This is a genomic window from Microbacterium sp. EYE_78, assembly GCF_023149035.1.
In the GTDB taxonomy this organism is placed as follows: Bacteria; Actinomycetota; Actinomycetes; order Actinomycetales; family Microbacteriaceae; genus Microbacterium.
This window is the reverse complement of sequence record NZ_JAHXMY010000002.1, coordinates 192,370-215,637: the sequence shown is the minus strand read 5'-3', so window position 1 is coordinate 215,637 and position 23,268 is coordinate 192,370. Positions and strand designations below refer to the sequence as shown.

Annotated in this window: 20 protein-coding genes; 13 read left to right on the top strand and 7 right to left on the bottom strand. The window is 71.3% G+C overall.

Features of this window, described 5'->3' with window-relative positions; genetic code table 11:
* Positions 1–237: 237 nt before the first annotated feature.
* From KZX17_RS08065 to KZX17_RS08050, 4 genes are read right to left on the bottom strand one after another with little or no spacing between them, the layout of a single operon-like run.
* A complete protein-coding gene (locus tag KZX17_RS08065; RefSeq protein WP_248171917.1) occupies positions 238–1,296 on the bottom strand; it encodes a hypothetical protein in 1,059 nt (352 codons plus the stop codon).
* A complete protein-coding gene (locus KZX17_RS08060; RefSeq protein WP_248175596.1) occupies positions 1,293–2,507 on the bottom strand; it encodes an ATP-binding protein in 1,215 nt (404 codons plus the stop codon). The genes KZX17_RS08065 and KZX17_RS08060 overlap by 4 nt, the downstream gene beginning before the upstream one ends.
* The gene (locus KZX17_RS08055; protein WP_248171912.1) at positions 2,497–3,153 is read right to left on the bottom strand and encodes a response regulator transcription factor; all 657 of its coding nucleotides are present in this window, start codon (positions 3,151–3,153) and stop codon (positions 2,497–2,499) included. The genes KZX17_RS08060 and KZX17_RS08055 overlap by 11 nt, the downstream gene beginning before the upstream one ends.
* Before the next feature lie 22 nt (positions 3,154–3,175).
* Positions 3,176–4,450 carry a class I SAM-dependent RNA methyltransferase gene (locus tag KZX17_RS08050; protein ID WP_248171910.1) on the bottom strand — a complete coding sequence of 425 codons (1,275 nt, stop codon included), beginning with the start codon at positions 4,448–4,450 and terminating at the stop codon, positions 3,176–3,178.
* Positions 4,451–4,593: 143 nt separating this feature from the next.
* On the opposite strand from KZX17_RS08050, the gene KZX17_RS08045 reads away from it, so the two are divergent.
* The 7 genes from KZX17_RS08045 (at position 4,594) to KZX17_RS08015 (ending at position 12,025) form a co-directional block, all read left to right on the top strand.
* Positions 4,594–5,856: an extracellular solute-binding protein gene (locus KZX17_RS08045; protein ID WP_248171908.1), complete on the top strand. Its 1,263-nt coding sequence runs from the start codon at positions 4,594–4,596 to the stop codon at positions 5,854–5,856.
* Between the two features lie 20 nt (positions 5,857–5,876).
* Positions 5,877–6,821, top strand: coding sequence for a sugar ABC transporter permease (locus tag KZX17_RS08040; protein WP_308194629.1), 945 nt, complete (start codon positions 5,877–5,879; stop codon positions 6,819–6,821).
* Between the two features lie 8 nt (positions 6,822–6,829).
* Complete coding sequence (locus KZX17_RS08035; RefSeq protein ID WP_374107957.1) at positions 6,830–7,669, top strand: carbohydrate ABC transporter permease; 840 nt, start codon at positions 6,830–6,832, stop codon at positions 7,667–7,669.
* 57 nt (positions 7,670–7,726) lie between these two features.
* Positions 7,727–8,974 (top strand): ABC transporter ATP-binding protein, encoded by a 1,248-nt coding sequence (locus KZX17_RS08030; protein WP_248171904.1) that lies wholly within the window; start codon positions 7,727–7,729, stop codon positions 8,972–8,974.
* Between the two features lie 22 nt (positions 8,975–8,996).
* Positions 8,997–9,644 (top strand): nucleoside triphosphate pyrophosphatase, encoded by a 648-nt coding sequence (locus KZX17_RS08025; protein ID WP_248171902.1) that lies wholly within the window; start codon positions 8,997–8,999, stop codon positions 9,642–9,644.
* A gap of 78 nt (positions 9,645–9,722) precedes the next feature.
* Positions 9,723–11,507 carry a biotin carboxylase N-terminal domain-containing protein gene (locus tag KZX17_RS08020; RefSeq protein WP_248171900.1) on the top strand — a complete coding sequence of 595 codons (1,785 nt, stop codon included), beginning with the start codon at positions 9,723–9,725 and terminating at the stop codon, positions 11,505–11,507.
* A 44-nt stretch (positions 11,508–11,551) separates the two neighbouring features.
* Positions 11,552–12,025: a hypothetical protein gene (locus KZX17_RS08015; protein ID WP_248171898.1), complete on the top strand. Its 474-nt coding sequence runs from the start codon at positions 11,552–11,554 to the stop codon at positions 12,023–12,025.
* Between the two features lie 23 nt (positions 12,026–12,048).
* Here KZX17_RS08015 and KZX17_RS08010 read toward each other — a convergent pair whose 3' ends face one another.
* Positions 12,049–14,214 (bottom strand): FG-GAP-like repeat-containing protein, encoded by a 2,166-nt coding sequence (locus tag KZX17_RS08010; RefSeq protein ID WP_248171896.1) that lies wholly within the window; start codon positions 14,212–14,214, stop codon positions 12,049–12,051.
* A 105-nt stretch (positions 14,215–14,319) separates the two neighbouring features.
* Complete coding sequence (locus tag KZX17_RS08005) at positions 14,320–15,780, bottom strand: NAD(P)H-quinone dehydrogenase (RefSeq protein WP_248171894.1); 1,461 nt, start codon at positions 15,778–15,780, stop codon at positions 14,320–14,322.
* Between the two features lie 70 nt (positions 15,781–15,850).
* Between KZX17_RS08005 and KZX17_RS08000 the strand changes: the two genes are divergently transcribed.
* Genes KZX17_RS08000 through KZX17_RS07990 form a run of 3 tightly spaced genes read left to right on the top strand, consistent with a single transcriptional unit; the run spans position 15,851 to position 18,941 of the window.
* On the top strand, positions 15,851–16,681 hold the full coding sequence (locus KZX17_RS08000; protein WP_248171887.1) for a purine-nucleoside phosphorylase: 831 nt from the start codon (positions 15,851–15,853) through the stop codon (positions 16,679–16,681).
* The gene (locus tag KZX17_RS07995; protein WP_248171885.1) at positions 16,678–18,345 is read left to right on the top strand and encodes a phospho-sugar mutase; all 1,668 of its coding nucleotides are present in this window, start codon (positions 16,678–16,680) and stop codon (positions 18,343–18,345) included. Before KZX17_RS08000 ends, KZX17_RS07995 begins: the two co-directional genes overlap by 4 nt.
* Positions 18,346–18,356: 11 nt before the next feature.
* The gene (locus KZX17_RS07990) at positions 18,357–18,941 is read left to right on the top strand and encodes a GNAT family N-acetyltransferase (RefSeq protein ID WP_248171883.1); all 585 of its coding nucleotides are present in this window, start codon (positions 18,357–18,359) and stop codon (positions 18,939–18,941) included.
* 7 nt (positions 18,942–18,948) lie between these two features.
* Here KZX17_RS07990 and KZX17_RS07985 read toward each other — a convergent pair whose 3' ends face one another.
* Entirely contained in the window at positions 18,949–20,841 is a 1,893-nt protein-coding gene (locus KZX17_RS07985; protein ID WP_248174730.1) for a transcription antiterminator, read from the bottom strand.
* A 141-nt stretch (positions 20,842–20,982) separates the two neighbouring features.
* Here KZX17_RS07985 and KZX17_RS07980 point away from each other — a divergent pair, with 141 nt between their 5' ends.
* Genes KZX17_RS07980 through ptsP form a run of 3 tightly spaced genes read left to right on the top strand, consistent with a single transcriptional unit; the run spans position 20,983 to position 23,265 of the window.
* Positions 20,983–21,318 (top strand): PTS sugar transporter subunit IIB, encoded by a 336-nt coding sequence (locus tag KZX17_RS07980; protein ID WP_248171881.1) that lies wholly within the window; start codon positions 20,983–20,985, stop codon positions 21,316–21,318.
* Positions 21,315–21,590, top strand: a complete 276-nt coding sequence (locus KZX17_RS07975) for an HPr family phosphocarrier protein (protein WP_248171878.1) — start codon at positions 21,315–21,317, stop codon at positions 21,588–21,590. Before KZX17_RS07980 ends, KZX17_RS07975 begins: the two co-directional genes overlap by 4 nt.
* 7 nt (positions 21,591–21,597) lie before the next feature.
* The gene (ptsP, locus tag KZX17_RS07970; protein WP_248171876.1) at positions 21,598–23,265 is read left to right on the top strand and encodes a phosphoenolpyruvate--protein phosphotransferase; all 1,668 of its coding nucleotides are present in this window, start codon (positions 21,598–21,600) and stop codon (positions 23,263–23,265) included.
* Positions 23,266–23,268 lie beyond the last annotated feature (3 nt).

The window sequence follows — 23,268 nt, the reverse complement described above, 5'->3', positions numbered from 1 at the left end:
AAAGTACCTACAGACAGCGATTTGACGATCAGCGAGACTAATACCGCTGGAACGCTTCTGCGTTCGGCCGGACGGTATCCCTCAGAACGCTGTCCGGCCATGCGAGCCGGTTTTCGGGTAACCGCTCGCTAGGCGAGGGGCGGGCGGCTTCGCCGCCCCTCGCCTTCCTCTTTCTCAGCACCTGTTGCCACCGGACCGCGGGGCAGGCCGTAGGAAACGGCCGCTCCGTCCTGCCGGTCAGCGCTCGGCACCGGGCCGTGGGTGGGAGATCTCGTGCCAGAGGTCGACGACCTCTTCGCCGTCGGGGTCGTCGCGCCGGCGCGAGCGCCCGACGACGGTCACCGCGACACGGGGATGCGGCGACGTCCGGATGTAGATCCGCTCCGACGACGCGCCCTCGAGCGCCTCTGCGAGGTCGGCCCGGATCCGGTCGAGGGCGTCGGGGGCGGCGCCGTCGAGTCCGCCCTCGTCGAGGACCGTGACGGTGCTGCCGCGGCGGCGGGCCCCCTGCAGCATGGCGCGGACCGACTCGTCGAGCAGGCGCGGGCCCCGGAGCTCGTCGCGGAGCGACCCCTCCGCCAGGCGCGCCTGCTCCCGCTCCTCCGGCTCGAGTCCACCGTCGGACTCGATCGTGCGGATGAGGATGGGCCCTGCGACGGCGAGCGCCTGCTGGACGCGGACCCGCCGCTCCCGGCGGCGCCCCTCCTGGCTGGCCAGCCACTCGAAGGATCGACGTTGGATGCCGGTCAGCTCGGCGGTGTCGACGGCGGCGCGGTCCACGAGCATGGTGAGCAGCTGCGCGGCGACGACCCAGACGGCGGCGCCCACCATCCCGAGCGTGAGTGCGTCGAGCACGCCGATCCAGAACGCCGCCGACACGCCGAGGACGAAGACGCCGATCCATGCGATGAGGGCGCGCCGTCGCACGGCGACGATCGTCAGGAGCGCACCGATGCCGCCGAGGCTCCACGTGGCGAAGGGCGCCAGACGGGCACTCTCGTCGACGGCCGACCACGTCGCAAGCGGCACCAGTGCCGCGGTGGCGAGCACGAGGAGACACAGCCACATCGGCAGCGCCTCTCCGCGGCGGAGGGACCCATCGGCGACGGGGGCGGCTGCCCTCGGCGTGGCGCCCCAGAAGACGCACAACCAGGTCGTCGCGAGATAGAGCGACAGCGCGGCGATGAAGACGGCGGGCTGCCGGACGGGAGCCGTCCACACCAGACCGCCGACGGCGAGGTAGGCCGTGAAGACGACGGCGACGATCGAGAGCCCGGTCTGCACGCGCACGTTCATCGGGGGTGCTCCCATCGCAGTTCGACGGCGGTCCCCCGTCGCGAGCTTCGGACGCGGGCCTGACCACCCACGGCAGCCGTCCGCGCGACGATCGAACCGCTGATGCCGAGTCGGTCTTCGGGGACACGTGCGACGTCGAATCCCTCGCCCGTGTCGGACACCCGGACGATGATCCGCTTATCGTCGGCCGAGACCTCCGCATGCAGGCCCGCACCGTCGGCGTGCTCGAGCGAATTCACGACCGCCTGCGCGGCGGCGAGGACCAGGGCCCTCGCGACCCGCCCGGGAAGCGCCGTCGCACGTGCGTCGACGGACGTCCGCACCTCGAGGCGATGCCCGTGCTCGGCGGCCGCGGCGGCGATCCCATCGACGACGAACGCGGGCGCCACGGGTTCGTCAGGCCCCTCCTCGGCCTCGCGATCGGCGTTCGCCAGCCGGGTGAGCGCCTCCCGCGCCATGGCGACCGCGAGGTCCCGCTCCCGCGGGCTGCTGGCCCGCTCCGCGGCGATGAGCGCGGCGAGCACGCTGTCGTGCATGAGCGCCGCGACCGAGATGCGCTCCTGCTCGACCGCGTCGGCGGCAGCGGCAGCGGCGTACGAGCGCACCGCCTCTTCGCGTGTGCGGTCGAGTCCCTCCGCAAGCCTGCGGAGCATCCATCCGATCATGATCATGACGACCGCGAGGATGATCGCGAAGACGACCTGGCGGGTGACCTGGATGACGCTCTCGACGGTGGAGCCGATCTGCACGAGACGCACGACGCCGTAGAGGACCGGGATCAGCGCGCACCAGACGTACTGGAGGATCAGAGGGAACGAGAGTGCCGTGGCGACGGTGGCGACGTTCAGGAGATACCAGACCCACGGCTCACCCCCCGACTGGGCGACCCGCCCCGCAGTGGCGAAGGGCCACGCGAGCAGGACGAGCGGGAAGATCACCGCGAAGATCGCGCTGAGCGGCCGGTAGAAGCGGCCGATGACTCCGGCGGCGATCATCAGGCCGAGCGGCACGAAGGTGACGAGCATCAGCGCAAGGTTCCACGTCGGAGCCTCCTGGTCCGATGCGATGCCGTTGACGAAGGCCTGGAAGCCGAGGGCGGCGCATCCGACACCGATGACCAGCGCGAGGATGCGTTCCACCCGCTCCCGCGTGAAGAAGGTGGAATCCGGCGGGATCGTCAGCGTTCCCGTCGTCGAGGCGTCAGAGACCACCGGACTCCTCCGCCACGAGGCCGTCCTCCATCGCCCGCCGCAGGAGGTCCACCTTCGTGGGAGCCGGCCGACCGACCTCGACGTACTTCACGCGGACCCGGGTGATGTTCTCCTTCGCCGTGGAGTAGGCGATCCCCAGCCGTTCGGCGACCGTCTTCAGCGGCAGCCCAGCCGCGTACAGGCGGAGCACATCGCGTTCGCGCGCCGAGAGCTGCGCGTCTGCGAACGCCCGGTCGCCGTCGATCGCGGACGCCCACTCGACGTTGTCCAGCGGCTCGCCGCCAGCCACCGTCATGATCGCGGCGATGACGTCGTCCGTGCGCGAGGCCTTGCTCACGACGCCCGCGGCTCCGGTGACCAGGGCCTCGCGGACGGCGGCGGGACGGTCGGCGACGCTGTGGATGATGACGGGTGAGCCGTCGTGCACGAGCCGCGTGACGTTCTCGGTCACCGTGGCACCGTCGCCGAGCGTCAGGTCGAGGACCACGACGTCGGCGGGGTGACGGAGCGACGTCGCCCGGACCTCGAGATAGGCGGACACGGTCTCGCCCGAGAAGACGACCTGCATCCTCCCCGTCCTGGTGCAGGCGGCCTCCAGGCCGAGGCGCACGGACTCGTGGTCGTCGATGAAGGCCACGCGGATCATGCGCTCACCCTATCCGTCGCGATCACCGCGTCAGTACCGCGATCGCCTCGACATGGTGCGAATGCGGAAAGAGGTCGAAGGCGCGGACGGAGGGTGCGTCGTACCCGAGCGCCGCGAACGTCCCGAGGTCCCGCGCGAGCGCGACCGGGTCGCAGGCCACGTAGACGATGCGCGCGGGCTCGAGCGCGGCGATCCGCTCGACGACCTCGCGTCCGGCTCCCGAGCGGGGCGGATCGAGGACGACCACACCGCGGCGCAGCCGGTCCCGCTGCGCGGACGACGCTGTTCCCGCCAGCGCGCCGAGCCACCGCTCGACGCGCGCCGTCTCGGCGCGGGCGCCGATCCACTCGGACAGGTTCTCGCCGGCGTGCTCGGTGGCCCGGGCATCGGACTCGATCGTCGTGATGCGGGTCGACTCGCCGCCTTCGGCGGCGACGGACGCCGCGAGCAGCCCCACGCCGCCGTAGAGGTCCAGATGCCACGCGTCCGGGTCGACGGCGCCGCGGACGGCGTCACCGACGGCGTCGTGGAGCGTACCGGCGGCGAGGCGGTGGACCTGCCAGAATCCGCCCGCGTCGACGCGGAACTCCCGACCCCCGGCGAGCTCGGTCACGACCTCGCGCGCGGCCGGATCGGCGGGCGTCCGCCGGCGGCCGTCGGCGGGACGCGGGATGACGCGGACCCGACCGTCCGCCGGCTGCACGAGGTCGAGGCGTCCCTCCGCTCCGCCACGATGACGAGCGGCGGCGCGGGCGATGGCAGCCGTGGCGAGCGGGTGGTCGTCGACGGGGATGACACGGTGGCTGCGGGCGGCGAACGGCCCGACACGGCCCTCGTCGTCGACGTGGAGACTGACGCGCGTACGCCAGCCCGTGGCATCCTCCACCTCGCCCTCGAGACGGCCCGCGAGGGTCTGCGCCAGCGGGGGCTCGATGGTGACAGGAACCTCGGAGCGGGCGAAGCGCGCGAGGCCGTCGCGCACGACCTCCGCCTTCAGCTCGCGCTGCCGGGCCAGCGCGATGTGGCCGAAGTCGGCTCCGCCGGGACGCGCCTCGGGAGGAGCGGTGACGTCAGCGGGAGCCCAGATGTGCGGGCGGCGGTCCGCGGAGGCGTCGAGGACCTCGAGGACGTCCGCGCGCCAGAAACTCGATTTCCGCGTATCGGTGAGCCGCGCGCGGACCCGTTCCCCCGGCAGGGTGTCCGGCAGGAACACGACGCGGTTCTCGTGCCGGGCGACGAACACCCCGCCGTGGGCGACCGCGGTGACGTCGAGATCGAGGAGGTCTCCGGACTGCATCCTCCGATGCTGTCACACGCGGGCGGGCGCGTTCGTATCGCATGGGCCGACCGCCGTGCAACCACCTGCCGGTCCCGCGCCGTCTCGGCGAGGCTGGGGACGTCCGCACGCCGGACGGGACGACCGCACAGCGAGGAGGCACGATGCGACGGGCGCGATGGATGGCCGGGATCTCCGCCGTGGCGATGGCCGCGGCGCTCGGCGGATGCGCCGCTGACGACGGTCCGCCGACCCTCACGTGGTACATCAACCCCGACGCCGGTGGGCAGGCGCGTATCGCCTCGGAGTGCACCGAAGCCGCCGACGGCGCCTACCGCATCGAGACTTCACTGCTCCCTCGCGACGCAGCCTCGCAGCGCGAGCAGCTGGCCCGGCGTCTCGCGGCGAACGACCGCTCCATCGACATCATGAGTCTCGACCCCCCGTTCATCCCGGAGCTGGCCGAGCCCGGCTTCCTCTCCGCCGTCCCCGACGACCTCAGCGACACGGACGGCGTCGTGCAGGGTGCCGTCGACTCGGCGAGCTGGAAGGACGAGCTCGTGACCGTGCCGTTCTGGGCCAACACCCAGCTGCTCTGGTATCGCGAGTCGGTCGCGGAGCAGGCGGGGCTCGACCTCAGCGAGCCGGCGACCTGGGACCAGCTGATGGATGCCGCGGAGGAGAACGACCTCGTGCTCGGCGTGCAGGGCACGCTGGCCGAATCGCTCACGGTGTGGATCAACGCGCTCGTCGCCTCCGCAGGCGGCGAGATCCTGGAGAACCCGGATGCCTCACCCGACGAGATGGCGCTGGGACTGGACTCGGATGCCGGTCGCGCTGCGGCCGAGATCCTGCACCGGATCGGCTCGGAGGGACTCGGCGGACCGGGATTCTCGACCGCGGACGAGAACGCGAACCTCGCCGCCTTCCAGCGTGACGGCGGCTCGTTCATGGTGAATTGGCCCTTCGTGTGGCCCGCGCTGAAAGAGGCGGCGCCGGACATCGCCGACGACCTGGGGTGGGCCGTCTACCCTCGCGTCGACGAGGGGACGGATGCGGCGCCCCCCGTCGGCGGGATCAACCTCGGCGTCGGCGCGTTCACCGAGCACGAGGAGCTCGCCTGGCAGGCGGTCGAGTGCATCGTGCAGCCGGAGCATCAGGCTGCGTACTTCGTGAGCGACGGCAACCCGCCGTCGAGCACCGCCGCCTACGACGACGAGGCGGTGCGAGAGGAGTTCCCCATGGCCGACACGATCCGGGAATCGCTCGACCTCGGTGCGCCGCGTCCGCAGACCCCGTACTACAACGAGATCTCGATCGGCCTGCAACGCACCTGGCACCCGGCGGGCTCGGTCGATCCCGAGCGGACGCCGGAGACATCCAGCGAGTTCATCCTCGCCGTCCTCCGCGGGGAGCGACTCCTGTGAGCGTCGCGACCGAGACCTCGGTGCCGGCGGCGCGGGTGGCGGCAGACGAGAAGAAGCGGACTCGCCGATCGCCGCGCGCACGCGCCGAGGCGCGCCTCGGATGGATGCTGGCCGGCCCCGCGTTCGGGCTGATGCTGCTCGTGACGCTCTACCCGATCGGTCAGGCGCTCTACGACTCGCTCTTCAGCCTCCGACTGACCGCACCTGACGAGCGGGAGCTCGTCTGGTTCGGCAATTACGCCGTGGTCCTCGGCGACCCGGCGTTCTGGGAGTCGATGGGCGTCACGCTGCTCATCACGGTGATCACCGTCATCCTGGAGCTCATCCTCGGATTCGCGCTCGCCCTCGTCATGCACCGGGCGGTCAAGAAGCTGCGCGGGCTCGCCCGGACGGCCATCCTCGTGCCGTACGGCATCGTGACCGTGGTCGCGGCCTTCGCCTGGTTCTACGCGTTCGACATCAACTCGGGCGGGTACATCAACAACTGGCTGTCGTGGATCCCCGGGTTCGACCCCGACCTCAACTGGTTCGCCCACCCCGAGACATCGCTCTTCGTCATCATCCTCTCCGAGGTCTGGAAGACGACGCCGTTCATCTCGCTGCTGCTGCTGTCGGGGCTCGCCCAGGTGCCGGGTGACCTCGAGGAGGCTGCGAAGGTCGACGGCGCGACCGGTGCCGAGGTGATGCGGCGGGTCATCCTGCCGAACATGAAGGCGGCGATCATGGTCGCCGTGCTGTTCCGCACGCTCGAGGCGTTCCGCATCTTCGACAACATCTACATCATGACGGCCGGCGCGAACGGCACCGAGGCGCTGTCGCTGCTGGCCTACAACACGTCGATCGGGCGTCTGGAGATCGGACTCGGGTCCGCCATCTCGGTGCTCCTGTTCCTCAGCGTGCTGATCATCGCGGGGATCTTCATCAAGGGGTTCAAAGTGGATCTGGCCGGGGGGAAGAACAGCTGATGCGTGCGATGACCTGGCCCCAGCGGATCGGCTGGATCGCGATCACCGTCCTCGTGCTGGTGTGGTCGCTGTTCCCCGTCTTCAGCATCCTCATGACGTCGTTCAAGACGCCGGCGGGTCTGTTCTCCGGCACCCTGCTCCCCACGGAGTGGACCCTCGACAACTACGCCGAGATCCTCACGCCCGGCGGCAGCGCGCAGGAGCTCTTCCTCACGTCGCTGCGCAATTCGATCGGCATCTCGCTCATCGCGACCGCGATCGCCGTCATCCTCGCGACGCTCTGCGCCTACGCGATCGCGCGGCTCGACTTCCCGGGCAAGCGCATCATCCTGGTGACGGCCCTCGCCGTGTCGGTCTTCCCCGTCGTCTCCATCGTCACGCCGCTGTTCAACCTGTGGCGCTCGGTCGGCCTCTACGACACCTGGCTCGGCCTCATCATCCCCTACCTGTCGCTGACGCTGCCGATCTCCATCTGGACCCTCGCCGCCTTCTTCCGCCAGATCCCATGGGAGCTGGAGCAGGCGGCCCAGGTCGACGGGGCGACGCCGTTCGAGGCGTTCCGCAAGACCGTGGTCCCGCTCGCCGCACCCGGCGTCTTCACCACCGCCATCATCGCGTTCTTCATCGCGTGGAACGATTTCGTCTACGGCATCTCGCTGACCTCGACCGACGCCGCCCGACCGGTGCCGGCCGCCCTGTCGTTCTTCACGGGCGCGTCGCAGTTCGAGGATCCGACGGGGGCCGTCTCGGCTGCGGCGATCGTCGTGACGATCCCCGTCGTCGTGGTGGTGGTCATCTTCCAGCGGCGCATCGTCTCGGGACTGACCCAGGGCGCGGTGAAGGGATGATCCGCGTCCCCGTGCGCGCCCCCGCATCCGTCCCGACCTCCCCGGAAAGGCTCTGACATGGCATCCATCACCCTGCACAACGTCGTCAAGACCTACGACGACGGCTTCACCGCGGTGAAGGGCGTCGACCTCGACATCGCCGACGGCGAGTTCGTGATCCTCGTCGGACCCTCCGGATGCGGCAAGTCGACCCTGCTGCGCATGATCGTCGGCCTCGAGGACATCTCCGACGGCGAACTCAAGATCGACGACGAGGTGGTCAACGACAAGACGCCGAAGGACCGGAACCTCGCCATGGTGTTCCAGAACTACGCGCTGTATCCCCACCTCACGGTCTACGAGAACATCGCCTTCCCCATGCGGCTGAAGTCCAGCAACGTGGGCGACAAGGAGATCGACGAGCGCGTCCGACGCGCCTCGAAGCTGCTCGAGCTCGACGAGCACCTGGAGCGCAAGCCCGCCAACCTCTCCGGTGGGCAGCGGCAGCGCGTCGCGATGGGGCGAGCCATCGTCCGCAACGCCGACGCGTTCCTCTTCGACGAGCCGCTGTCGAACCTCGACGCGAAGCTCCGCGGACAGATGCGCACGGAGATCGCCCGCCTGCAGCGATCCCTCGGCATCACGACCGTCTACGTCACCCACGACCAGACCGAGGCGATGACGCTCGGCGATCGGGTGGCGGTGCTCCGACGCGGTGAACTGCAGCAGGTCGCGAGCCCGCGGGGGCTCTACGACCAGCCCGTGAACCTGTTCGTCGCGGGGTTCATCGGCTCGCCGCCGATGAACTTCCTGCACGGCACGGTCGAGGGCGACGTCCTCCGGCTGCCGATGATGGACGTCCCCCTCGACGACCGGCTCCGCGCAGCGATCGGCGACCGGAAGCTCGTGATCGTCGGGGTGCGCCCGGACGCGTTCGAGGACGCCGCGACGCTCGAACGCGAGCCCGAGAACGGGGTCACCGTCGAGCTCGAGTTCGAGATGACGGAATGGCTCGGCGAGGTGCTCTACGCCTACGTCCCGTTCGAGGTCGACGAGTCGGTGCGCGAGAAGCTCGCCGAGCTCGACCGCGACCTCGACGGCGAGGGGCTGCGCACCGAGCTGGTGGTGGCGCTCGACGCGATGAGCCCGATCCGCGGCGGCGACCGGGCCACGCTCTGGTTCTCCCCCGACAAGCTGCACGTCTTCGATCCCGAGAGCGGCGCCAACCTGACCCGCGACGAGGCGAAGGCAGAGGAGCTCGAGGAGGACGCGCGGCAGCAGCGGACGCGTGCGCTGGAGCGGGCGAAGGCGCGCGCGGCGGGCTGAGCCGCCCGGCTAGCGTGGACGCATGCGCGTCTGCCTCGCCTCCACCTCCCCCGCCCGGCTCATGCTCATGCGGCAGGCGGGGATCGAACCGCTGACGCGCGCACCGCAGGTCGACGAGGAGGCCGTCATCACGGCGGTGGAAGCCGCCGAGGGTCGGATGCTTCCGCCCGACGAGCACGTGCTGCTGCTCGCACGCCGCAAAGCAGCGGACGTCGCGACGGCGGTCGCTGCGGACGGCTTCGACGGCATCGTCGTCGGCGGCGACTCGATGTTCGAGCTCGACGGCGAGATCCTCGGCAAGCCGTATACCCCCGACGCGGCGCGCTCGCGCTGGCAGTCGATGCGCGGACGCACGGGCATCCTGCACTCGGGCCACAGCGTCTTCCGAGTGACGCCGGGCGCGACACCGATCGAGGCGCATGCGGTGGCCGCGGCATCCGTCACCTTCGCCGCCGATGTCACGGATGCCGAGATCGAGGCCTACGTCGCCACCGGCGAACCGCTGCTGGTCGCCGGCGCGTTCACGGTCGACAGCCTGGGCGGCGCGTTCATCGAGCGGGTCGAGGGTGATCCGTCGACGGTGGTCGGGATGTCGCTGTCGACCGTGCGGCGCCTCGCCCGCGAGCTCGGGGTCGAGTGGACCTCGCTGTGGAACCGGCCCGCTTCGTAGGGTCGGCCACACGAAACACGGGTGATCTTGTGCGGGTGATCCAAAGAGAGTGGGGTCGACCTGGGTAGGCTCGAATCCATGCCTCAGAGCGTGACGACTCGGATCTCGAAAGTACTGATCGCCAATCGTGGTGAGATCGCCGTGCGCATCATCCGCGCCGCCCGCGATTCCGGCAAGCAGTCGGTCGCCGTCTACGCCGACCAGGACCGCGATGCCATGCACGCCCGCCTGGCCGACGAGGCATACGCCCTCGGCGGGTCGTCGAGCGCCGAGACCTATCTCGTCATCGAGAAGATCCTCTCCATCGCGCGGCGCTCGGGCGCGGACGCGGTGCACCCGGGCTACGGCTTCCTCGCCGAGAACGCCGACTTCGCCCGCGCCGTCATCGACGCGGGCCTCGTGTGGATCGGCCCCTCCCCCGAGGCCATCGAAGCGCTCGGCGACAAGGTCACGGCTCGCCACGTCGCCGAGAAGGTCGGCGCGCCGCTGGCGCCCGGCACCCCCGGTCCCGTGAACGGCGCCGACGAGGTCGTCGCCTTCGCGCGCGAGTTCGGCCTGCCGATCGCGATCAAGGCGGCGTACGGGGGCGGCGGACGCGGTCTGAAGGTCGCGCGCGAGCTCGACGAGGTCGAGGAGCTCTTCGAGTCGGCCACCCGCGAGGCCATCGCCGCCTTCGGCCGCGGCGAATGCTTCGTCGAGAAGTACCTCGACAAGCCGCGCCACGTCGAGACCCAGTGCCTGGCGGATGCCGACGGCAACGTCGTCGTCGTCTCGACCCGAGACTGCTCGCTGCAGCGCCGTCACCAGAAGCTCGTCGAAGAGGCTCCCGCGCCCTTCCTCACCGCCGAGCAGAACGAGATCCTCTACTCCGCCTCGAAGGCGATCCTCAGAGAGGTCGGGTACGTCGGAGCGGGCACGTGCGAGTTCCTCATCGGCGCCGACGGCACCATCTCGTTCCTCGAGGTCAACACGCGCCTGCAGGTCGAGCACCCGGTGTCCGAAGAGGTCACCGGCATCGACCTCGTGCGCGAGCAGTTCCGCCTCGCGGAGGGCGGCACACTGGACTACCCGGACCCCGAGCCGGTGGGCCACTCCTTCGAGTTCCGCATCAACGGCGAGGATGCCGGTCGCGGGTTCCTCCCGGCTCCCGGCAGCATCCACGTCTTCAAGACCTTCGGCGGACCGGGTGTGCGCCTGGACTCCGGTGTCACCGCCGGCGACAGCGTCTCGGGCGCGTTCGACTCGCTCCTCGGCAAGCTGATCGTCACCGGTCGCACCCGCGAGGAGGCGTTGGAGCGGTCGCGTCGCGCCCTCGACGAGTTCGAGGTCGCAGGCATGCCGACCGTCCTCCCCTTCCACCGCAAGGTCGTCCGTGACCCGGCCTTCACGGCCGAGGACGGCGCCTTCGGCGTCTTCACCCGCTGGATCGAGACCGAGTTCGACAACGACATCCCCGCCTGGGACGGCGAGGCCGGCCCGGCAGCCGAGCCCGAGGCGCGTCACACCGTCGTCGTCGAGGTCTCCGGCAAGCGGCTCGAGGTCAGCCTCCCCGACCGGATCGCGGCGGCACCCAGCGCCGTCGGTCGTCCCGTCGCGGTGCCCCCGTCGCGCCGATCGCATGCGTCGACCGCGACCTCGGGCGGCGCGAGCGGTGACGCCGTGGCATCCCCCATGCAGGCCACCGTCGTCAAGGTGGCCGTGGAGGAGGGCCAGCAGGTCGTCAAGGGCGACCTCGTCGTCGTCCTCGAAGCGATGAAGATGGAGCAGCCGATCCAGGCGCACAAGGACGGCACCGTCGGCTCGATCAACGCCGACCCGGGCACCACGGTGTCGGCAGGCCACCAGCTGCTCACCATCTCCTGACCCGCGGGGTGTCGCCGCACGGGCGTCGCCCATATCGTGTGGGGATGAGATCCGCACCCGCAGTGCTCGTGGTCGCCGCAGCCTCGGTGCTGTTCCTCAGCGGGTGCGCGCCCACGCCGTCAGTGGACCTGGCGGCCGCACAGGAGTGGATCGATTCGATCAGTGCGTCGGAATCAGACGGTCCCGGGGCAGCCGGCACCGCGGCCGCCGAGATCGGCCCTGAGGACACCGGCGCGACCGTCGTCCGCCTCGACTTCCCTGAAGCGACCGTGCTCAGCCGCCTCGACCTGCGATGCTACGGCGACGCCGAGGACGACATCACCGCGAGGATCTCGGTGACGATGCAGACTGCTGCCGGCGACACGATCCCGCTCGAGCAGGAGATCCCCTGCGACCGCGACGCGCACGAGGTGGAGCTCGACCCATCACCCGTCGACAGCCTGGCCGTCGAGGGCACCGCCTCGGCGCAGACGTACATGCACGCGACGGTCATCCAGCAGCTCGTCGTGGAACGCTGAGCAGAGGCTCCGTCGGAGTCCCTTCAGAAGGCGACCGCGCGGACGTGCCGCGCGACCCGCCAGGCGCCGGACGACGCATCCCAGCCGTAGGACCGCGTGGCGTGCGTCGCAGCACGGAACCTCGACCCCGTGCTCAGCGCGATCTGCACACCGTCACGGGCGAACCCGACGACGTCCGCCCTGCCGTCGCCGTTCACATCGGTCACGGATCGCGGCATCCACCCGCGCGTCCACTCCCGCGAGTCGAACTGCGCCGTCCAGGACGACGCGGCTGCGAAGGACGACCCCCGGCCGAGGGCGACGAGTGTTCCGGACCCGGCGAATCCGACGACGTCCAGCCGCCCGTCGCCGTTCACGTCGGCGAGCGTCCGGGCGTTGCGGTCTGCGCGCCATGCACCCGAGGCGGACGACCGGAACTGGGAGGACCAGAGCCTCGGAACGGCGAAGTTCGATCCGGTGTTCAGCGACACCCAGATCCCCTGAGGACCGAAGCCGACGATGTCCGGGCGGCCGTCACCGTCGATGTCCGTCACGTGACGTGGCGTCTGTCCGACCGTCCATCCCTTCGCCGTCCCGAAGCTCGCCACCCACCGCACCGGGTCGGCGAACCCGCCGCCGGTGTTGCGCGCGACGTGGACCCCGTCATCCCCGAAGCCGACGAGGTCGGGAAGACCGTCGCCGGTGACGTCGACGACGCGACGCGGATGCCGCGACTCCACCCATCCACCGGCTGCGGCCGACGAGCCCATCGTGTCCGTCCAGAGGGTGGGAGCGGCGAAGGACGATCCCGTGTTGCGCGACACGAAGACCCCCTGCGGGCCGAAGCCGACGACGTCCGGCCGCCCGTCCCCCGTGACGTCGACCACGGTCCGCTGATGCGTGCCGACCCGCCACCCCCGGTTCGTGCCGAAGCTCGCCACCCACACGCGGGCGGTGGCGAAGGACCCGGATGACCCTGCCGCGACGTACACGCCCGCCGGGCCGAACGCCACGACGTCGGGTCGACCGTCGCCGGTGACGTCGACCGTCATCCTCGGATGCGAGCGCGACCACCCGGTCGCGCTCCCGAAGGCGGTGGTCGCCCGACTGGCCGACGTGAATCCGGTTCCCGTCCCCGACGAGGTGTAGACGCCATCGGACCCGAACGCGACCAGGTCGGGGCGACCATTGCTGTCGAGGTCCGTGTCCCACACCGTCGCGTCGGTGTGATCGTCGATCCCGTCCCCGTCCGTGTCGGGCGCGGTTCCGGCGGCGGGCGCGGGTCCGACACGGGAGGAGGCGGTCAGGCAGCAGGTCACACCGCGCGAGGTCAGGACGGTGTTCCCGGCGAGGTTCCGCCAGGAGCCGTTGTAGGCGCCGCTGCTGTCACGCAGCGTGAAGGTGTCGAATTGGATGCCGCTGACCGCGACGTACTTGCGTTTGCCGCTCGGGACGTCGACCGCCGAGTTCAAGATCGACAGGTGGACGTGGGCGCTGCTGCCGGGCGTCCCGCCGCAGGGCAGGGTCTGGCCGGCGTTGCCCAACGGCGTCCCCGCCTCGACCCACGTCCCCACGAGGCTCGATCGGGCACTCGTGAGGTGGTAGTACTCGGACATCCACCCGCCGCCGTGGTCCACGCCCAGGAACCATCCCGATCCGCACGTCACGCGGTAGACCATTCCGGATGCCACCGCGAGGACGCGCTTGTCCGAGGAGCTGAGGGGTGCGAAGTCGATCGCGCCCCGGTTGATGCCGTCGCTGTCGGAATGCGACCCGCTGACACCCCAGCGGCGGCTCGGCGCGTAGGGCAGCCGGAAGACCGGTTGCGGACCGTAGGCCGGCACCGTCAGCCGCATGGTCGACATCCCGGACGTGGGGCTGAGCGGCTCGAGCGACGGCGACCCCGGCGGCAGTTCGCGGGTCAGCGGCTCCGTCGGGCCGTCCGTCTCGTGATCGTGATCGTCCTCGATCGGTTCCGGGGACGGCGTCGGAGCGCCAGCGGACGGTGCCGGCTCCGGCGTAGCGATGCCGGGGGTCGGCGTCGCGGGCGGCGGCGCGGCGGGACTCGGGGACGCGGTCACGGTCGGCGACGCGGTCGGCGTCGACGGTGACGTCGGCGTCATGCCGAGGGCCATCGGCCCCGCGCACAACGCGCCGACCAGCCCCGCGATGATCCCGGTCAGGGTGATCCGACGGGTCGTTCTGGGCATCGCTCCTCCGCGTCTCCCCAGACGTTCGCCCTCCCCAGGACGATCCCACTGTACGCCCGGAATGGCGCGGTCGGAGGGACGGGATGCCGGCGTGTACGCGTCGGCTCAGCTGTAGGTGTCCTCGTCCCGGCCCACCTGGTGCATCGCGCGAGTGGCATCGGTGATGCTCCCCGCCAGCGACGGGAAGACGGCGAACACGCGCGAGAGCTGGTCGACGGTCAGACGCCGCTCGACAGCGATCGCGATCGGGTAGATGAGCTCGGAGGCACGCGGTGCCACGATGACGCCACCGATGACCGTGCCCGATCCCTCGCGGGCGATGATCTTCACGAAGCCGTCCTTGACGCCCATCATCTTCGCGCGGGCGTTGGCTGCAAGCGGGAGCTTGTGGACCGTGCCGTTGACCGCCCCGGACTCGATGTCGCGTTCCTGCCGTCCGACCGTGGCGATCTCGGGAGCGGTGAAGATGTTCGCCGTGACGCGATGCTTCTCCAGCGGGATGACGGTGTCGCCGAGCGCGTGGAAGACCGCCATGCGGCCCTGCATGGAGGCGACGGACGCAAGCGGCAGGAACGTCGTGCAGTCCCCCGCCGCGTAGATGTTCGGCACCGAGGTCCGGGCGACGCGGTTGACCTGGATGTGCCCCGAGTCGGTGAGCTGGACGCCGGCCTCCTCCAGGCCGATGCCCGCGGTATTGGGGATGGAGCCGACCGCCATGAGGCAGTGGCTGCCCTCGACCGTCCGCCCGTCGGCGAGCGTGGCGATGACGCCGTCCGCCGTCCGCTCGACCTTCTCGGCCCGGGACTTCGACAGCACCTCCATCCCGCCGCGCGTGAAGACCTTCTCGATGACCGCCGCGGCGTCGGAGTCCTCGCCGGGGAGGACCTGGTCGCGGCTCGAGATCAGCGTCACCTTCGACCCGAGGTTCATGTAGGCACCGGCGAACTCGGCGCCGGTCACGCCCGAGCCGACGACGATGAGGTGCTCGGGGAGGGTCGTCATGTTGTACAGCTGCGTCCACGTCAGGATGCGCTCGCCGTCGGGCTTCGCACTGTCGATCTCGCGCGGCGACGCGCCGACGGAGACGACCAGCGTGTCGGCCTCGATCCGGTCGAAGTCGGTGCCGCCGGGGCCGGTCGAGACGACCACCGCATGGGTGCCGTCGAGGCGCCCGTGGCCGGAGATGATCCGCACGCCGGCGTCGACGAGCTGCGCCCGCTGGTCGTCGGACTGCTGGCGGGCGAGCGAGAGGAGCCGCTTGTTCACTGCGCCGAGATTGATCGCGATCTCGGGCTTCAGGGGCGTGCCGCTGGCACCCCGCGCGAACAGCTGCACACCGAGGTCGGACGCACCCCGGATGGCGACAGCGGCGTCGGCCGTGGCGATGAGCGTCTTCGAGGGGACGACGTCCGTGATGACGGCGGAGCCGCCGATCCCCGCCCGCTCGACGAGGGTCACCTCGGCGCCCAGCTGGGCCGCTGCGAGAGCCGCCTCGTATCCGCCGGGCCCGCCGCCGAGGATGGCGACGCTCTGAGTGGTCTCGAAGCTCACAGACATGCGGACCATTCTTCCAGTCCCCGCGGGTGCTCGCGGCGCCGTGTGGCTGAGAGGCCCGGCGGTTCCTAGAGTGGGATCCATGTCCGACCACACGCATCCCCTCGACGACCCCTCCGCCGACCCGTTCGAGGTGGCCGCCACCGCAGCAGCCGACATTGCGCGACTGACCGGCGTGGAACGCCACGACATCGCCCTCACGCTCGGGAGCGGATGGGGGAAGGCGGCGGAACTCATCGGCGAGACGACCGCCACGATCCCCGCCACCGAGGTCACCGGTTTCAGCAAGCCGGCGCTGGAGGGGCACGTCGGGTCGCTGCGCAGCATCCTCACCCCGGGCGGCACCCGCGTGCTCGTCATCGGCGCGCGCACGCACTACTACGAGGGGCACGGCGTCCGGCGCGTCGTGCACAGCGTGCGCACCGCGGCAGCGGCCGGCGCGAAGATCATGGTCCTGACCAACGGCGCCGGCGGCATCAAGACGTCCTGGACGCCGGGACAGCCCGTGCTCATCAGCGACCACATCAACCTGACCGCGGACTCGCCGCTCGAAGGCGCGACCTTCATCGACCTCACCGATCTCTACTCGTCGAGGCTGCGCGACATCGCCCGCGGCATCGATCCGAGCCTCGACGAGGGGGTCTACTGCCAGTTCCGCGGACCGCACTACGAGACGCCTGCCGAGGTGCAGATGGCGAAGGCGATCGGCGGCCACATCGTCGGCATGTCCACCGCACTCGAGGCGATCGCGGCTCGTCAAGCGAGCATGGAGGTGCTCGGCTTCTCGCTCATCACGAATCTGGCCGCCGGCATCCAGACGACCCCGCTCAGCCACGAGGAGGTCCTCGAGGCGGGCCGCGAGGCGGAGCCCGTCATCTCGGATCTGCTCGCGCGCGTGATCGGCGCACTGTGACAACGGTCGACGTGCGCGCGGCGGCGCTGTCCTGGCTGGCGCAGGACCCGGATGGGACCACCCGCGCCGAGCTCGAGGACCTCATCGCCCGCGCCGACGCGGACGACCGCGCGGCGTGGGACGAGCTGCACGACCGCTTCGACACGCGCCTCGCGTTCGGCACCGCGGGGCTCCGCGGCGCGCTCGGTGCCGGATCGAACCGGATGAACCGCGTGCTCGTGGGGCAGGCGGCCGCCGGCTTCGCCGCCTACCTGCGTGAGCAGCAGCCGGACGCGACGCCGTCCGTCGTCATCGGCTACGACGGCCGCCGGAACTCGGACGTGTTCGCGCGGGACAGCGCGGAGATCTTCGCCGGAGCGGGACTGCGCGCCATCCTCCTCCCCCGCCTGCTGCCCACACCCGTCCTCGCCTTCGCGGTGCGCCACCTGGGCGTGAGCGCCGGTGTCATGGTGACGGCGTCCCACAATCCGCCGGACGACAACGGCTACAAGGTCTACCTCGGCGGGTCGGATGACGGGGCCCAGATCGTCTCGCCGGCCGACGCGCAGATCGCGGCGCACATCTCCGCCGTCGCCGATGCCGCAGACCTCGGCGCGATCGCGCGGTCGGATGCCTACGAGGTCGCCGACGAGGCGGTCCTCGACGCCTACGTGGCCGCCACCGCGCTGGTCGCGCCCGCGCCCGCCGGCGCTGCCGGCCTCCGCTGGACCTACACGGCGATGCACGGCGTGGGCTGGGAGACGCTCCGCCGCATCCTCGAGACCGCCGGATATCCGCTGCCGACCGTCGTCGAGGCGCAGATCGCGCCGGACGGACGCTTTCCCACCGTCGCGTTCCCCAATCCCGAGGAACCCGGGGCGATGGACCTCGCCTTCGAGACGGCACGCAGCAGCGACGCCGAGCTGATCCTCGCGAACGACCCCGACGCGGACCGCCTCGCCGTCGCGATCCCGGATGCCGGTGCCGCGGGAGGCTGGCGTCGGTTGACCGGCAACGAGGTCGGGCTGCTGCTCGGCTGGCGCGCGGCGCGGACGGCGACGACGGGCACGCTGGCGTGCTCGCTCGTCTCCTCCCCCGGCCTGCAGACGGTCGCGGCGCACTACGGGCTCGACTTCGCCGCGACGCTCACCGGCTTCAAGTGGATCTCGCGCGCCGAGGGCCTCGTCTACGGCTTCGAGGAGGCGCTCGGCTATCTCGTGAACCCGGGGACGGTCCGCGACAAGGACGGCATCTCGGCGGCAATCGCGGTGCTCGGCCTCGTGACGGAGGCGCGCGAGGAGGGCCGCTCCCTCGGAGATCTGCTGGAGGAGTTCAGCTCGACCTTCGGTCACTTCGCGAGCGGTCAGGTCTCCCTGCGGGTCGACGATCTCGCCCTCATCGGGCGCATCATGTCGGCCTTGCGCGCCGCCCCGCCGACGTCTGTGGGGACGGTTCCGGTGGAACGGATCGACGACCTGCGGGATGCCCCCGCCGGAGAGCCCCGCGGCGATGTGCTCCGCCTGTGGCTCGCCGACGGCTCTCGTGTGATCGTGCGCCCCAGCGGAACGGAGCCGAAGCTCAAGGCCTACCTCGACGTGCGCGGCGAGACGGCCGAGGACGCCGCGCACCGGCTCGCCGATCTCGACGCCGGCGCCCGCACGCTGCTGCGCGCCGCGCAGGCATGAGCGGAGCAGGCATGAGCGGTCCGGCCGCGTCCCTCCTCGCACCCGTCGTGCTCGAACGTGGACGCGTCCGACTCGAGCCGCTCGACGCGTCGCACGCCGATGAGCTCACGGCCGCGCGAGCGGGCCTCGAGTACGCCTGGTACACGTCGATCCCGGCATCCGTCCCCGATGAGATCGCCTGGCGTCTCGCGGAGCTCGAGGCCGGACGGATGAATCCGTTCGCCGTGGTCGTCGACGGCACGGCGGTCGGCATGACCACCTTCTGCAGCGTCGAGGTCGACCATCGCCGGGTCGAGATCGGCTACACGTGGCTCGCACCCGCGGTGCAGCGGACCGAGGTGAACACGACGGCGAAGCTCCTGCTGCTCGGCCACGCGTTCGAGGCGTGCGACGCGATCGCCGTCGAATTCCGCACGTCGTGGCACAACCGCCAGTCCCAGGCGGCCATCGAGCGGCTCGGCGCCCGCCGGGACGGCGTGCTCCGCAACCACCGGATCGGCCCCGGCGGATCGATGCGCGACACCGTCGTGTACTCGATCCTCCCGCACGAGTGGCCGGGGGTCCGGATGGGGCTCGAGGCGCGCCCGGCGCGCTGAGCATGGCTCAGCCGTCGACGACGGCGACGAGCTCGTCGAGGAACGCGCCGAAGGTCGTGCCGCGCCGGACGATCCGCTGCACGCTGTCGCGTTCGCTGAACACCTCGACGAGCTGCTCGAACACCGTCTGGAACGCCTCGCGGTCGGATTCCGAGAAGGCGACCATGGTCACGACCTGCACCCGGCCGTCGCCCCACGCGATCGACGGATCGGCGAGCCCCACGGCGATGGCGGTGCGGGTCGCCGTCATCCCGATCGCATGCGGGACGGCGAGCGCATCGGTGAAGGCGGTCGACGAGATGCGTTCGCGGTCGAGCGTGCGCGTCACGTAGTCGTCCGCGATCACGCCCTGCGCCGTCAGGAGCGACCCGAGCCCGCGGATGACGGTCTCCTCGTCCGCGCCGACGGGCAGCCGGGGGACGAACGCATCGGCGGAGAAGTACCGCTCGAGCTCCGCGCGGAGCCCGGCCAGGCGACGGGCGCGGCGGGCGCGAGCGGCGGCCTGCTGCACGCGTTCGACGTCCGACTCGGTGAGGAACGGCTGGATGCGGACGACGCGATCGGAGTGGGAGGGCGGGTCCATCGTGCTGAGCACGAGATCGGTGTCGATGCCCGCCCAGTCGGGGTCGGCGCGCGTCTCGACGGCGACGACCTCGATCTCACGGCCGAGCGCTCGGTCGATGCTCGCGTGCAGGAGCTCGTGCATCTCGTAGTACCCCGGCGAGACGAGGGTCGCCGTGAGGAGCCGGCCCGCCTGACGGGACCGCTCCAACCGGCCGCCGACGTGCATCGCGATGTAGGCGATCTCGTCCTCGTACAGCGGCGCGCCGATGAGGGCGCGCAGCTGCTCGGCGATGTAGACGGCGACCTCGAAGATCATCGGGTAGCTGGACTTCAGCGAGCGCGTCAGCGCGTTCCTCGACCACGCCTGGTCCTGTGCCCGGTGCCGGAGGTTCTGGACGTGCAGCGCGAGGCGCAGGGCGAAGTCGTCGTGGTCGATGTCGACGAGGAATTCGGATGCCGCACGCGCGACGACCGAGCGGACGGCCGCCTCGACGTCGGGTTCGAGCCGGTCGCGGATCACCGCCTCGGGTTCCGCCGCCCCCGGGGCGACGACCCGGGTCTGCACGAGGGCCGCGAGGTGGTCGCGGTCGCCGCGACCGAGGTGGACGTCCAGATGCCGGCGGGCGAGCTCGTCCAGGAGGTCGCCGATGCGCGTCCGCGCCGGCGAGTCCCCCGCGGCGGCCTCGTCGAGGGCGTGACCGCGATGCACACGGTCGGCCGTGATGGCGACGTGCATGATGACATCGCCGATGCCGAACTCGTTGACGAGGTATCCCTGCTCGCCGAGTCTCAGGACGAGGTCCGCCTTGAACGCGCCGAGGGCACCCGTCTCGGCGGCGCTCTCGCCGAGGGCGCGGCGGAGCGCCCGCAGATCGAACGCGCCCTGTTCCATCTCGTCGTGCGCGAGGCGGCTGAGGAGGCGGCGCTGCGCCATCTCGGTGCCGGTCAGGCGCACCCGGGACGCCGAGCGCTCGAGCGTCAGCCGGGTACCGCCCAGCAGGCCCCGCACCCTGCCGAGGTCGGCCTCGAGGGTCGCGTCGCTCACGTGGAACCGTGCGGCCGTCTCGTGGACGTCGATGCCGTCCGGGTCGCCCAGGATCTCGCGCACGAGGCGGTGCAGGCGATCCCGCGGCGTCTCGTCGGAAGCGGCGCGGAGCGCGCCCGGCGCTCCGCCGCCGGCACGGTAGCCGAGCGGACCGGACTCGACAGCGTCGCCGCCGGGGACCCGGGCGTTCAACGCGGCGACGTAGGAGCGGATGCTGCGCGGCGTCACGCCGACGAGGTCGGCGAGCTCGCCCGCGGTGCGCCACCCGGCATCCTTCGACAGGAGCGCCATGACGCGGTCCTGTCTCGTCCGGCTCACCCGACCAGTCAACCATCTGCGCACCCAACGGGCTTTCCTCCCCCGCGGAAGAAGGACTGGTTGTCGCTTCCTGGGAGTCGGATGAGAATGGCACGGAGACAAGGAGGCGGATCGATGAAGATCCTCGTCGTCTGCGGCGCCGGTGCGTCGAGCACGTTCGTGGCCCAGCGTCTGCGGCACGCCGCACAGCGCCAGGGCATGGACCTGCTCGTCGAAGCGGGGATCCCCGGCATGGTTGCCACAGGGGTGGATGCCGGCGACGTGGTGCTCGTGGGTCCGCATCTTGCCTCCGCCCTCTCCGACGTGGAGCAGGACGCCGCCGCCCGACGGGCGCGCGTCGTGCTGCTGCCGGAGGACATCTTCGGCGATCGCGACGGGACCCGTGCGCTCGCTCTGGTGACGGCCGCCGCCCCCGACGCGGCCGCTCCGATCGAAAGGACCCCGCGATGACCGCGCCCGCCAGCCGGACAGTGAGGATCGGCTCGTCGAACGGCCTCCATGCGCGCCCCGCGAAGCTGTTCGCGCAGGCCGCGAAGGACGCCGGCATCCCGGTGACGATCGCGAAGGGCGCCGGCGGCGCCGTGAACGCGGCCAGCATCCTGAGCGTGATCTCGCTCGGCGCGGAGAACGGCGACTACGTGACGCTGACCGCGGACGGCCCGACCGCCGAAGAGGTGCTCGACGCCCTCACCGAACTCCTGACCACCGACCACGACGCCTGAGGGATACATGACTGAGCTTCGAGGAGTAGGAATCGGCCTGGGCGTGACCCACGGCCCCGTCGCACGGATGGCGGAGCCGCTTCCGGCACCGCAGGACGAGAAGAGTGCGCTGACGGCCGACGAGGAGACCGCGCGCGTCCGCGCGGCGGTCGACGCCGTCGCCCGCGAGCTCGAACAGCGCGGCGAGACCGCCGGCGGCGCCGCGCAGGAGGTGCTCGAAGCGCAGGCGATGATGGCCGAGGACCCGGCCCTGGAGGACGAGGTCGCGACCCGCATCGCGGCCGGCAAGACCGGCGAGTTCGCCGTCTTCGACGCCTTCGCGTCCTTCCGGGACTCGCTCGCCGCGATGGGCGGCTACCTGGGCGAACGCGCCGCCGACCTCGACGACGTCGCCCAGCGCGTGATCGCCAACCTCCGGGGTGTCGCGGCTCCCGGCGTGCCCGACCCGGGGCATCCGTTCGTGCTCGTCGCCAAGGACCTCGCGCCCGCCGACACCGCGCTGCTCGACCTCGACAAGGTCCTCGCGCTCGTGACGACCGAGGGCGGGCCGACCTCGCACACCGCGATCCTCGCCCGCGAGAAGTCGATCGTCGCCATCGTCGGCGTACACGGTGCAGCCGACCTCGCCGACGGCGAGACGGTGATCGTCGACGCCGCCGGCGGCGTCGTCACGACGGAGCCGACCGACGACGACATCGCGCAGGCCGAGCGCCGCGAGGCCGACCGCGCCGCCGCCGCCGACGCACCGATCACCCCGGGCGCGCTCGCCGACGGCACCGCGGTGCCCCTCCTCGCGAACCTCGGCAAGCCGCAGGACGCCGCCAAGGCCGTCGAGCTCGGCGCCGAGGGCGTCGGACTGTTCCGCACGGAGTTCCTCTTCCTGAGCTCGTCGCAGGCGCCGACCGTCGACGAGCAGACGAAGGCCTACACCGAGCTGCTGCAGGCGTTCCCCGGCAAGAAGGTCGTCGTCCGCGCACTCGACGCGGGCGCCGACAAGCCGCTCGCCTTCCTCAACGACGCCCACGAGGAGAACCCGGCCCTCGGGCTCCGGGGCCTCCGCGCGCTCCGTGCCAGCGAGGACATCCTGCGCGAGCAGCTCACGGCGCTCGCGAATGCGGATGCCGCCGCCGACGCAGACCTCTGGGTCATGGCGCCGATGGTGTCGACGGTCGAGGAGACCGAGTACTTCGTCACCCTCGCGAAGGAGTACGGTGTCAAGACCGCAGGCGTCATGGTCGAGGTCCCGTCCTCGGCGCTCATGGCCGACAAGGTGCTCGCGCACGCGGACTTCGCCTCGATCGGCACCAACGACCTGACCCAGTACACGCTCGCCGCCGATCGACTGCTCGGCTCGGTGGCGTCGTTCCAGGACCCGTGGCACCCCGCGGTCCTGCACCTGGTCAAGGCGACCGCGGACGGCGGACGCACCAACGGCAAGCCGGTCGGCATCTGCGGCGAGGCCGCCGCCGACCCGCTGCTCGCAGTCGTCCTCGTCGGCCTCGGCGCGACCACCCTCTCGATGGCACCGACGGCGCTCGCGGACGTGCGCGCCACCCTTCTGCACCACAGCTTCGACGACGCCCAGCGCATCGCCGAGGCAGCCCTCGCCGCATCCGATGCGGCATCCGCCCGAGCCGCGGCCCAGGAAGCCGCGACACAGCACAAGGAGAACTGACAC